Source organism: Halomonas aquatica, from assembly GCF_040196335.1.
GTDB lineage: Bacteria > Pseudomonadota > Gammaproteobacteria > Pseudomonadales > Halomonadaceae > Halomonas > Halomonas aquatica.
On sequence record NZ_JBEGCJ010000003.1, the window covers coordinates 422,008 to 433,838 of the forward strand.

The following is an 11,831-nucleotide window of genomic DNA, read 5'->3' on the forward strand; positions in this document are numbered from 1 at the left end:
AGCCGACGGCCCCACCAGGTGGCGGGACCATCGGCGATTCGGGGTGGGGGGTCAGACGCGTTCGGCGATGATCTCCTTCCACTTGGCGGGGCCGGTCTGATGCACCGAGGTGCCCTGGCTGTCGACCGCCACGGTCACCGGCATGTCCTCCACCTCGAACTCGTAGATGGCCTCCATGCCGAGATCCTCGAAGCCGACAACACGGGCCTTCTTGATCGCCTGGGCGACCAGGTAGGCGGAGCCCCCCACCGCCATCAGATAGACCGCCTTATTGTCGCGGATCGCCTCGATGGCCGACTCGCCACGCTCTGCCTTGCCGACCATACCCAAGAGGCCGGTCTCCTCCAGCATGGTGCGGGTGAACTTGTCCATGCGTGTGGCGGTGGTCGGGCCGGCCGGACCGACGACCTCGTCGCGCACCGGATCCACGGGGCCCACGTAATAGATGAACCGGCCCTTCATGTCCACCGGGAGCGGCTCGCCCTTGGCGATCATGTCGACCATGCGCTTGTGGGCGGCGTCACGGCCGGTGAGGAGCTTGCCGTTGAGCAGCAGAGTGTCACCGGGCTGCCAGGTCCTGACCTCCTCGGGGGTCACGCTGTCGAGGTCGACGCGCTTGACGTTGTCGCCCGCCTCGCGGGTGATCTCCGGCCAGTCCTCGAGCCTCGGCGCGGGCAGTGCCGTTGGGCCGCTGCCGTCCAGGGTGAAGTGTGCATGTCGGGTGGCGGCACAGTTGGGGATGATCGCCACCGGCTTGTTGGCGGCATGGGTCGGGTAGTCCTTGACCTTGATGTCCAGCACCGTGGTCAGACCGCCCAGCCCCTGGGCGCCGATACCGCTCTGATTGACCTTGTCGAACAGCTCCAGGCGCAGCTCCTCTGCCCGGGTGGAGGCGCCGCGCGCCTGCAGGTCCTGGATGTCGATGGGGTCGAGCAGCGCCTCCTTGGCGAGCTCCATGGCCTTCTCGGCGGTGCCGCCGATGCCTATGCCCAGCATGCCGGGCGGGCACCAGCCGGCGCCCATCTTGGGCAGCTGCTCCATGACCCAGTCGACCACGTTGTCCGACGGGTTGAGCATGGCGAACTTGGACTTGGCCTCGCTGCCGCCGCCCTTGGCCGCCACGTGCACCTCGACGGTGTCGCCGGGCACCAGCTTGTGATGGATGACCGCCGGGGTGTTGTCCTTGGTGTTCGCCCGCTTGCCGTCAGGATCGGCCAGCACCGAGGCGCGCAGCACGTTGTCCGGCAGCTGGTAGGCACGGCGAACGCCCTCGTTGACCATGTCGTCGAGGCTCATGTCGGCCTCGAAGCGCACGTTCATTCCGACATGGACGAAGACCGTGACGATGCCGGTGTCCTGGCAGATCGGACGCTTGCCGAAGGCGCACATCCGCGAGTTGATGAGGATCTGGGCGATGGCGTCCTTGGCCGCAGGGTTCTCTTCCCGCTCGTAGGCCTCCGCCATGGCGTCGATGAAGTCCTTCGGGTGGTAATAGGAGATGTACTGCAAGGCATCGGCGACGCTCTGGATCAGGTCGTCCTGGCGAATCACGGTCATGGGCAAGGGACTCCTTGGCGTTGTCGGCATGCCCGCCCTGGAAGGCATTCCTTCATGGGTGGGCTCGAACGGCCGGTAGTATACCTCAGCTGCGTAACGCCTCGTCAGGTCTACCACCAAAGCGGGTGCTGCTGCTTTGCCTTAAAGAAAGATAACGGTATAAAGGTGTACGGAAACGGCAATCCTTGCCAGGACATGGCAATGATCCCTCAGGCGGTGCCCAGGAGCAGTTGACGGTCCTTGAGCTCATGCAACCGATCACGCATCCGGGCGGCCTCCTCGAACTCCAGGTTCTGTGCCGCCTCGTGCATGGAATCCTCGACCCGGGAGACCTCCTTCAGCAGTTCCTGGGGCGACATCTCGGCGGGATCGTAGACGGCCTCCCGCTCGGCGACCTTGCGCTCGCCACGACGTCCCTTGCCCTTCTTCCCGGGGGCCTGGGCGGCCTCGAGGATATCGGCAACCGATCGGGTCACGCTGGTCGGCGTGATGCCGTTAGCCTCGTTGTGTTCGACCTGCTTGCCGCGCCGCCGATCCGTCTCCTCCATGGCACGCCGCATGGAGTCGGTCACCCGGTCACCGTAGAGGATCGCCTTGCCATGTGCATTGCGTGCGGCGCGTCCCATGGTCTGGATCAGCGAACGTTCGTTGCGCAGGAAGCCTTCCTTGTCGGCATCGAGGATCGCCACCAGTGAGACCTCTGGGATATCGAGCCCCTCGCGAAGCAGGTTGATCCCCACCAGGACGTCGAACTTGCCAAGACGCAGGTCACGGATGATCTCCACCCGCTCCACGGTGTCGATATCGGAATGCAGGTAGCGCACCCGCACATCATGCTCGTCCAGATATTCGGTGAGGTCCTCGGCCATGCGCTTGGTCAGGGTGGTGACCAGCACCCGCTCCTCTACCTCGCTACGGAGCCGAATCTCCGAGAGCAGGTCGTCGACCTGAGTGGAGGCCGGTCGCACCTCGATCTCAGGGTCAAGCAGGCCGGTCGGGCGCACGACCTGCTCGACCACCTGACCGGCATGCTCGGCCTCGTAGGGGCCCGGCGTGGCGGAGACGAAGATCGTCTGGGGGCAGATTCGCTCCCACTCGTCGAACTTCATCGGACGGTTGTCCAGCGCCGACGGGAGACGAAACCCGTATTCCACCAGGGTCTCCTTGCGGGAACGGTCGCCCTTATACATGCCGCCCACCTGGGGAACGCTGACGTGGGACTCGTCGATGAACAGCAGCGCGTCACTGGGAAGGTAGTCGAAGAAGGTCGGCGGCGGCTCGCCGGGGTTGCGTCCAGAGAGGTATCGCGAGTAGTTCTCGATGCCGTTGCAGTAGCCAAGCTCCAGCATCATCTCGATGTCGTAGAGGGTGCGCTGCTCCAGGCGCTGGGCCTCGACCAGCTTGTCCTGCCTGCGGAGCTGGTCGAGGCGTTCCACCAGTTCCACCTTGATCTCGTCGATGGCGCCGAGGATGGTCTCCCGCGGCGTCACATAGTGCGACTTGGGATAGATCGTCATGCGCGGCACCTTGCCCCGCACCTCGCCGGTGAGCGGATCGAACAGGCTGATGGTGTCGATCTCTTCATCGAAGAGTTCGACGCGCACCGCCTCGTCCTCGGCATCGGCCGGGAAGATGTCGATCACGTCGCCGCGCACCCGGTAGGTGCCACGCTTGAAGTCCATGTCATTTCGGGTGTACTGGAGTTCCGCCAGGCGGCGCAGTAACTGGCGCTGATCGATCAGTTCGCCGCGGGTGAAGTGCAGGCGCATCTTCAGGTACTGGTCGGGATCACCCAGGCCGTAGATCGCCGACACTGAGACCACGATGATCGCATCGCGACGCTCCAGCAGCGCCTTGGTGGCCGAGAGTCGCATCTGCTCGATGTGATCGTTGATGGAGGCATCCTTCTCGATGAAGGTGTCCGACGACGGCACATAGGCCTCGGGCTGGTAGTAGTCGTAGTAGGAGACGAAGTACTCGACGGCGTTATCGGGAAAGAACGACTTGAACTCGCCATAGAGCTGCGCCGCCAGTGTCTTGTTGGGCGCCATCACGATGGTCGGCCGCTGCAGGCGCTCGACCACGTTGGCCATGGTGAAGGTCTTGCCAGAGCCGGTTACGCCCAGCAGCGTCTGGTGGGCCAGCCCCGATTCGAGCCCGCCGATCAGGCCCTGGATGGCCGAGGGTTGGTCGCCGGCGGGCTGGAACTTGGACTGCAGACGAAAGGGCTTGCTCATGGCGGCTCCGTTGACGAAACGGACACCATCAAGGCGCCCGGGAGTGAAACGACGCCGGGCGCGGAATCAGGCGTCGGCGCTGTTGTTGACGCTGAGGTCGGCGGTGCGGGTGGTCACCTCCACGGTGGAGGTGGTCATCAGCCGATGGATAGGGCACTTGTGGCTGATCTCCTCCAGCCGGGCCCGCTGCTCAGGCTCATCGATGCCGTGAAAGGTCATCACCACCTCGAGTCGATAGGTCCCGTGACGCTCCTGGCTGTCGTCGCGATTGATCGTGACGCTCACCCCCTCGAGGGGCCACTTCTTGCGCCGGGCGTACATCATCGCGGTGATCGCCTTGCAGGCGCCCAGGGAAAGGTCGAAGTAGTCGTGGGGATCCGGGCCAGTGTTCTCGCCACCGTAGGCTTCGGGAACATCGACGAACAGATCCTCGAATCCGTCGAGTTCGACCCGCTGGCGGTAGATATGGTTGCGTTCACTGACGACTTCAATGGTCTTCTTCATCACTTCACCTCGATGCCAAGCTTGAGAGCCTTCACCGCCTTGATCAATGCGTCACGCCGGGCCTGGCCCTCGACTTCCGCGCCGTGGCGTCCCACCTCGACACTGTCGACGGCGTCGAGCATCATCAGGGCGGTGGTGATGCGGTTGACCTGATCGGCGTTCTCGACACCCTCGAAGCTCAGTGATTGCTGGGCCATGGACGCCTCCTGGCATGGCGTGGATGGACGAATCCATCTATGGAAACAGGCTCCGAGTCTAGCACGACACCCGGGCACCGGGCAGCGCTTGCAATGCCGCCCCATCGCCCGCATCTAGACGGCAGGATCATGCACGACACCGAACCACGAGGAGCCCCGCAGATGATGGATTGGACCGCTGCCACCGGCGGACGGCAGGAGGCCGGCCATCGGATGATGTTCGAGACAGCCGATGCACCACGTGTCGCCCTGGACGCCACGGTGATGACGCCCCTCGCCCACCTCGGGGTGCTCGACGTGGAGGGTCCCGATGCCGAGCGATTCCTGCAGGGCCAGACCAGCGCCCAGGTGTCGCTGGCCGATGGTACCTTCGCGCCGCTGACCTGCTTCTGCACTCCCAAGGGACGTGTGCTGGCAAACGCGCAGCTGATGCGCGTCGCCCCGGCGCACTACCGCCTGGTGATGCATGCGAGCCTGGTGTCCTCCCTGGCCGAGCACCTGAAGAAGTTCGCCGCCTTCTACAAGGTCGAGCTGAAGGTGCGCGATGACCTGGCCCTGCTCGGGCTGATCGGCCGCGAAGCCTCGGCGCTGGCCGAGGTGCGCTTCGATCATACGGCACCCCGGCCCTGGCACCAGGCCGGCGATGAGCAAATACAGCTGCTGGCCCACCCCGGGCCGCGCCCTCGCCTGCTGGTCAGCCTGCCGGTCGACCGGGTCGAGGGGGACTGGCAGTGGCTCAGGGAGCACGCCACGCCGGTGGACAACGCCGTCTGGCAGCTGCACGACATCCAGGCGGGGCTCGCCTGGCTCGATGCCGACCAGCGCGACACCTACCTGCCGCAGATGATCAATTGGGAGGCGCTGGGCGGCATCAGCTTCAAGAAGGGCTGCTACACCGGCCAGGAGGTGGTCGCCCGCGCCCATTTCCGCGGCCAGGTGAAGAAGCGCCTGGTGCGCGCCCAGCTCGACGGCGGCCTGCTGCCGGAACCCGGCAGCGCCATCGAGGACGCCGAAGACAAGCGCCTCGGCGAGGTGCTCTGCGCCGAGCTCGATGCCTACGGCGAGGCCGAGGTGCTGGCGGTGATGAGCACCAGGGAGCCCGCCCTGCCCCTGCGCTGCGCCGGCCAGAAGCTCAAGCTGCTGAAGCTGCCCTACCCGGTGGAGCGGCTGGACCCCGAAGCGCTGGCGGTCAAGTAGGGAGCCCGAACAGGCGACGCGCGGCAGCGGTGCTGGCCACCGCCACCTGCCGTGCCGACTGGCCGCGAAGCTCGGCCACCGCGCGGCACACCTCGGCGACCCGCGCAGGTTCGTTGCGCTCCCCCTGGTGGCCTGCCAGCGGCATGTCGGGGCTGTCGGTCTCCAGCACGTAGCCATCGTCCGGCAGAGAGGTCACGGCCCGATGCACGCGCCGGGCCCGGTCAAAGGTCACCGCCCCGCCGAGCCCCAGCGTGAAGCCGAGATCGAGGAAGACGCGCGCCTGCTCGGGCGAGCCGGCGAAGGCGTGGATCAGCCCACCCGCCGGCAGCTCGAGCTGTCGCAGGCGCTTGGCCACCTGATCGTTAGCTCGCACGCAGTGGATCACCACTGGAAGCGCCCTGTCCCTGGCCAGGCGCAGTTGGGCATCGAAGAGCGTCCACTGGACCTCGAGGGTCTCGTCGAAGCGGGCATCGATGCCGCACTCCCCCACCGCCACGACCTCAGGATGGTCATCGAGGGCCTGAGCCAGGGCATCCAGATCGCCTTCGCCGTGCGCGTCCATGAAATAGGGATGCAGCCCCAGACATACGCTGACGTCGTCGCGTTCACCCAGCGCCAGCACATTCGACCAGCGCTTTCGTGTAGTGCCCGGCACCACGAAACGCGTGACGCCCACCGCCCTGGCCCGATCGATCACCGCCTCGCGGTCGGCGTCGAAGTCGGGGAAGTCCAGATGGCAGTGGGCGTCGATGAGCATGGGCAAACGCTACTAGGAATCAGGAAGCAGAGGCAAGCTGGCCGCGGCGTCGGGGACAGGCCGGCGTGGAGGTCATATGCCATGGATGGCAAATGTAGCGCCCATGGACGGGTTCACAGCGCCTCCTCATAGGCCTGTCGCCGAAACAGCCGCGATTGACAAGGCTGTTCCGACTCCGGCGCCGCTCAATGGGTCACAACTCTGCGTCACGCTATTGGACGATGCTTGGTGCTCAATGCTCCCGCGTCGGCTGGAAGCGGATCTCCGGCCAGCGCTCCTGGGTCATCTGCAGGTTCACTCGCGTGGGGGCGATATAGGTCAGGTAGCCGCCCCCGTCGATGGCCAGGTTGGTGCTGGCCTTGCGCTTGAACTCCTCGAGCTTCTTGGCATCGTCGGAGTATATCCAGCGCGCGGTGTTGACGTTCACGCCCTCGTAGACGCAATCGACCTTGTACTCCTCCTTGAGACGATGGGCGACCACGTCGAACTGCAAGGTGCCCACGGCGCCGAGGATAAGGTCGTTGTTGTCCATCGGCATGAAGACCTGGGTCGCCCCCTCCTCGGAGAGCTGCTGGAGGCCCTTCTGCAGCGCCTTCATCTTCAGCGGGTCCTTGAGGCGCACGCGCTTGAAGAGCTCCGGGGCGAAGTGCGGGATGCCGGTGAAGCGCATGTCCTCGCCCTGGGTGAAGGTGTCGCCGATCTGTATGGTGCCGTGGTTGTGCAGGCCGATGATGTCGCCCGGCCAGGCCTCCTCCACGTGGGAGCGATCCGAGGCCATGAAGGTCAAGGCATCGGCGATCTTGACGTCCTTGCCGATGCGCACATGGCGCATCTTCATGTTCTTCTCGTACTTGCCCGAGCAGACGCGCAGGAAGGCGATGCGATCGCGATGGTTCGGGTCCATGTTGGCCTGGATCTTGAAGACGAACCCGGTGAACCGCTCGTCATCCGCCTTCACCACGCGGGTATCGGTCTCCCGCGGCTGGGGCGGCGGCGCGTACTCCACGAAGCCGTCGAGCATCTCGCGAACCCCGAAGTTGCCCATGGCGGTACCGAAGTAGACCGGCGTCAGCTCGCCGCTCAGGTAGGCCTCGCGGTCGAAGGCGTGGGAGGCACCGCGCACCAGCTCGACCTCCATGCGCAGCTCTTCGGCCTGGTCCTCGCCAAGCACCTCGTCCACCTCGGGGTTGTCTAGCCCCTCGATGTGCCGGTCTTCCGGGATGCGACTGCCCTGCCCCTGGGTGTAGAGGTGGACGATATCGTTGTAGAGGTGGTAGACGCCCCTGAAGTGGCGCCCCATGCCGATCGGCCAGGTCATGGGGGCGCACTGGATGTTGAGTACCTCCTCGACCTCGTCCATCACCTCCACGGGATCGCGGATGTCGCGGTCCATCTTGTTGACGAAGGTCAGGATGGGCGTGGTGCGCAGCCGACAGACCTCCATCAGCTTGATGGTCCGCGCCTCGACGCCCTTGGCACCGTCGATCACCATCAGCGCCGAGTCCACCGCGGTCAGGGTGCGGTAGGTATCCTCGGAGAAGTCCTCGTGGCCCGGGGTGTCGAGCAGGTTGACGATGCGCCCCCCGTAGGGGAACTGCATCACCGAGGTGGTCACCGAGATGCCCCGCTCCTGCTCCATCTTCATCCAGTCGGAGGTGGCGTGGCGGTCGTCACGCTTGCTCTTGACCGAACCGGCCAGCTGGATGGCGTTGCCGAACAGCAGCATCTTCTCGGTGATGGTGGTCTTGCCGGCGTCGGGGTGCGAGATGATCGCGAAGGTTCTGCGCAGCCCGACTTCACGGGCCAGGGTGGGGTTTGACATCAATGCGGTGCCTGATCGGGACGCGAATGGGAGTGCGAAAGGCCGACATGATACCGCGACAGGCCGGGGGCCTGCACCCCGACACGCCGGGAGGCCCGTCGGCACCCTTCATGAGCGCCGGCTAGCGGGTGCTGCGCTCGATGATCTGCACGGTCTTCTCGTCGATGCCCAGGGCACCCCACGGGTCGTCGACTCCCGACTCCCCGAGCCAGCGCAGCTGCAGCCGATAGGCCTCTCCCTCCAGGCGTCCCCGGGCCCGGGCGCTGATGTCCTCGCGGTTGTGGACCTGGAAATGGTGCACCAGCTCATGGAGCAGGTAGCTGAGCTCGACGGGCGACGAGAGGTCGAGGTCGTCGTCCAGGTAGATATTGCCCTCCGCGGGGTCGTAGGCCCCCCTCACCCGGACGTCCAGATTTTCGGGGAAGGCCGGGAAGCAGCGCTGCTGCAGCGCGGCCTGGCTCTCGAAGCGGACCCCCGGCAGGTCGGGTTCACGGTACTCGGTGCTCGCCGCCAGCCAGGCGCTCTGCTCCCGGGTGATCCGCGCCAGCGCCACGGCCATGTCGTCGCCGGGCGATGAGGCGACCGGGGCCACGGGAAGCGCCAGCAGCAGGGCCAGCAGCCAGATCGCCAACGGGCGACGCCGGTGCGACGACGGCGAGGACGAGGGCCTGCCCGCGAACAGGACAGTGGCGGTGAGTAAAGGGGACATTGCCCACCTCTCGGCTGTCAGGGAGGGGTTGCCGGTGACGGAGTGCATCGTGCCGCCCCGGCGGCGGTACCTGGCCAGTCTAGCTGCCAGGCGCCGGCGGCGCCCCCGATGGCCGTTCCAGGCTGGCCAGAGATCGACAGGCACGCCATCCTGTCCCTCTGACCCACCCACCATGCGAGGACCCGCCATGTCACTTCGAGTCGATTTCGGGGAGGCCGACGAGGCCGGCCGCTGGCATGCCGTCAACGATGGCGTGATGGGCGGCATTTCCAAGGGAGGACTGCATGCCGAGGAGGGCCTCGGGGTCTTTGCCGGGCGTCTCTCCCTCGACCAAGGTGGCGGCTTCGCCTCAGTGCGCCGCGAGCCCGGCGACCCGGCGCTTGGCAAAGCCCGAGGGATTCGCCTGCGGGTCCGCGGCGACGGCCGCACCTACCAGCTACGGCTGCGCACCGACCGGCTACCCGATGGCGCGGCCTACCGCGCCCGTTTCGCCACCTCGGGCGAGTGGCAGACCCTCGACCTGACCTGGGGCGACTTCGAGACGGTCTACCGGGGCCGACGGCTGGACGACGCCCCGCCGCTCGCGCCGCAGGAGATTCGCCAGCTGGGCTTTCTCATCGCCGACCGCCGGGAGGGGGACTTCCGGCTGGAGGTCGCCAGCCTGGAGGCCCTGGCATGACGCCACAGGAGCGGTCACGGCCCCCCATGACGCTGGTCTATGACGGCCAGTGCCCGATGTGCCGGCAGTTCGTGCGCCTGCATCGGCTGCGTCGGGACGTCGGCGACCTCGAGCTGATCGATGCAAGGCAGGAGAGTACTGCCCGCCGCGAGTTGAGCACACTCGGCATCGATCTGGACGACGGCTTCGCCCTGCGGATCGGCGAGCACTGGGTCCACGGCAGCGAGGCCCTGCATCACCTGGCCCTCATGAGCACGGGCAGCGGCCTCTTCAACCGGTTGATGGCCCGACTCTTCGCCTCCCCGCGCCGGACCGCACGGCTCTATCCCTGGCTGCGGGCGGGCCGGGCGATGCTGCTGCGCCTGCTGCGGCGCGGACCCATCGACAATCTCCGGCGCTGATCAACTCAAGCGTTTACCAGGGAAGTGTCTCGCCGTTGCTGTGCCAGAAGCCACCGCTGGTCTCCAGCGTCAGCGCCTCGATGCGCCTGGCGATGCCGGCGGCGGCCTCCTCCGGGGTGATCAGGCCTCCGAAGTTGACCATGCGGGTCTGCACATAGCCTGGATGGATCTGGGCGACGGCGATGCCGAGGGGCGCCAGGTCCACGGCCAGTGATTTGCCGAAGGCATTCAGCGCCGCCTTGGAGGCGCGGTAGCCATAGCGGCCGCCAGAGTCGTTGTCGGTGATCGAGCCCATGCGACTGGTGATGTTGGCGATCTTCGCGCCCTCGTCCAGCCTCGATAACAGGGCCTCGGTCACCCGCAGCGGGGCATAGGCATTGATCTCCATCTGCGCACGGATGGCATCGAAATCCAGCTCGCCAAGCGACTCGTCGTGAAGCATGCCGGCGTTGTTGATCAAGAGATCCAGCGGCGGGTCCCTCAGCGCCTCGGCGAGTCGCGCGACATCCTCCTCGCGAGTGATGTCGATGCCATCGATGACCCGACTGGCCACCTCGGCGAGCTCATCGGAGGCGCTGCGACAGACGCCGATCACATGCCAGCCCGCCTGTTGGTAGTGGCGGGCCAGCGCCAGCCCGACGCCGCGATTGGCGCCAGTGATCAATACGGTGGAAGCCATGTCATCTCCTTTCGACAGCATCTCCTTCGAAGACATCTCCTTCGAAGAAAGAGGGAACCGGCCCGCAAGGGGCGGCCCAAAAAAACACCGGCCGGGATCAGTCCCAGTCGGGGGCGAAGCCGGGGTTGGCGATCCGTTCGCCACGCTCCAGGGCGGCGATGGCCTCCAGCTCGTCCTCGCTCAGGGTGAGGTCCAGAGCGGAGAGGTTGCCGGCCAGGTGGTCACGCCTGGTGGAGGACGGGATAGTCACCACGCCGCGTGCCCGGGTCCAGGCCAGGGCCACCTGGGCCGGTGTGACACCATGATCCTCGGCGATGTGCTTGAGCGTCGCATCCTCCATCACCTTGCCCACCGCCAGCGGCATGTAGCCGGTCACCGTCAGGCCGCGTGAGTGGCAGTGCGCCACCACGTCGCGATTCTGCAGGAACGGATGGACCTCGACCTGGTTCGTGAGCAGGGCCTCCGGCCCGAGGATATCGAGGGCCTGGTCAACCTGGGCGATGGTGAAGTTGGAGACCCCGATATGGCGTGCCTGGCCCGCCTGCTGCACCTCGCGCAGGGCGTTCAGGTAGTCGGCCATGGGCACCTCATCCTCCGGCGACGGCCAGTGGATCAGCAGCAGGTCGACGTAGTCGGTGCCGAGCCTGTCCAGGCTCTCCTGCACGCTGGCCTTGAGCGATGCGGGCTCGAGCCGGTCGTGCCACACCTTGGTGGTCAGGAAGAGCGACTCGCGCGGCACGTCGCTCTCGGCGATGGCGGCCCCCACGTCCTGCTCGTTCTCGTACATCTGGGCGGTGTCGATGTGTCGATAGCCCATCGCCAGGGCGTCGTGGATCACCTGCTTGAGGGTATCGCCCTTCAGGCGGAAGGTGCCGAGGCCGGGGTTGGGCAGCAAGGTCGTGCTCATGGGATCTCCTTCTCGTCGCGTGCGGTATCCGTGGCTCTCCTGTCTAGGTGCGGGAGGGCGCGTCGATTTCAAGGGCCCCTTCTCCGCGATTGTACAGCTAGCGGCCGGCTCGCCTCACCGAGGCTATCCCTTTGAGGGGCCCGTGATTGACCTGACGCACCCCGGCCGGCCGGGGCCTGGCCTAC

The 11,831-nt window shown here is 66.3% G+C and carries 12 protein-coding genes; 3 read left to right on the top strand and 9 right to left on the bottom strand.

Annotated elements, in window-relative coordinates:
• Positions 1-51 precede the first annotated feature (51 nt).
• The 4 genes from ABE960_RS08290 to ABE960_RS08305 form a co-directional block, all read right to left on the bottom strand.
• Positions 52-1,557, bottom strand: coding sequence for a fumarate hydratase (locus tag ABE960_RS08290; protein WP_349761774.1), 1,506 nt, complete (start codon positions 1,555-1,557; stop codon positions 52-54).
• A 209-nt stretch (positions 1,558-1,766) separates the two neighbouring features.
• On the bottom strand, positions 1,767-3,794 hold the full coding sequence (uvrB, locus tag ABE960_RS08295) for an excinuclease ABC subunit UvrB (protein ID WP_349761775.1): 2,028 nt from the start codon (positions 3,792-3,794) through the stop codon (positions 1,767-1,769).
• A gap of 66 nt (positions 3,795-3,860) precedes the next feature.
• Positions 3,861-4,298, bottom strand: coding sequence for an OsmC family protein (locus tag ABE960_RS08300; RefSeq protein WP_349761776.1), 438 nt, complete (start codon positions 4,296-4,298; stop codon positions 3,861-3,863).
• Positions 4,298-4,495 (bottom strand): hypothetical protein, encoded by a 198-nt coding sequence (locus ABE960_RS08305; RefSeq protein WP_349761777.1) that lies wholly within the window; start codon positions 4,493-4,495, stop codon positions 4,298-4,300. Before ABE960_RS08305 ends, ABE960_RS08300 begins: the two co-directional genes overlap by 1 nt.
• Positions 4,496-4,657: 162 nt before the next feature.
• Between ABE960_RS08305 and ygfZ the strand changes: the two genes are divergently transcribed.
• Positions 4,658-5,692: a CAF17-like 4Fe-4S cluster assembly/insertion protein YgfZ gene (ygfZ, locus tag ABE960_RS08310; protein ID WP_349761778.1), complete on the top strand. Its 1,035-nt coding sequence runs from the start codon at positions 4,658-4,660 to the stop codon at positions 5,690-5,692.
• Here the strand turns inward: ygfZ and ABE960_RS08315 are convergent.
• From ABE960_RS08315 to ABE960_RS08325, 3 genes are all read right to left on the bottom strand, one after another.
• On the bottom strand, positions 5,685-6,449 hold the full coding sequence (locus ABE960_RS08315) for a TatD family hydrolase (protein WP_349761779.1): 765 nt from the start codon (positions 6,447-6,449) through the stop codon (positions 5,685-5,687). The genes ygfZ and ABE960_RS08315 overlap by 8 nt on opposite strands.
• Positions 6,450-6,681: 232 nt before the next feature.
• The gene (locus ABE960_RS08320; RefSeq protein WP_349761780.1) at positions 6,682-8,271 is read right to left on the bottom strand and encodes a peptide chain release factor 3; all 1,590 of its coding nucleotides are present in this window, start codon (positions 8,269-8,271) and stop codon (positions 6,682-6,684) included.
• 121 nt (positions 8,272-8,392) lie between these two features.
• Positions 8,393-8,980: a DUF6647 family protein gene (locus ABE960_RS08325; RefSeq protein ID WP_349761781.1), complete on the bottom strand. Its 588-nt coding sequence runs from the start codon at positions 8,978-8,980 to the stop codon at positions 8,393-8,395.
• A gap of 187 nt (positions 8,981-9,167) precedes the next feature.
• Between ABE960_RS08325 and ABE960_RS08330 the strand changes: the two genes are divergently transcribed.
• Together ABE960_RS08330 and ABE960_RS08335 are read left to right on the top strand one after the other, a co-directional pair.
• On the top strand, positions 9,168-9,659 hold the full coding sequence (locus ABE960_RS08330; RefSeq protein WP_349761782.1) for a CIA30 family protein: 492 nt from the start codon (positions 9,168-9,170) through the stop codon (positions 9,657-9,659).
• Positions 9,656-10,060 carry a DCC1-like thiol-disulfide oxidoreductase family protein gene (locus tag ABE960_RS08335; protein WP_349761783.1) on the top strand — a complete coding sequence of 135 codons (405 nt, stop codon included), beginning with the start codon at positions 9,656-9,658 and terminating at the stop codon, positions 10,058-10,060. Before ABE960_RS08330 ends, ABE960_RS08335 begins: the two co-directional genes overlap by 4 nt.
• 13 nt (positions 10,061-10,073) lie before the next feature.
• On the opposite strand, the gene ABE960_RS08340 is transcribed toward ABE960_RS08335, so the two are convergent.
• A complete protein-coding gene (locus ABE960_RS08340) occupies positions 10,074-10,739 on the bottom strand; it encodes an SDR family oxidoreductase (RefSeq protein ID WP_349761784.1) in 666 nt (221 codons plus the stop codon).
• A gap of 97 nt (positions 10,740-10,836) precedes the next feature.
• The gene (dkgB, locus tag ABE960_RS08345) at positions 10,837-11,646 is read right to left on the bottom strand and encodes a 2,5-didehydrogluconate reductase DkgB (protein ID WP_349761785.1); all 810 of its coding nucleotides are present in this window, start codon (positions 11,644-11,646) and stop codon (positions 10,837-10,839) included.
• Positions 11,647-11,831 lie beyond the last annotated feature (185 nt).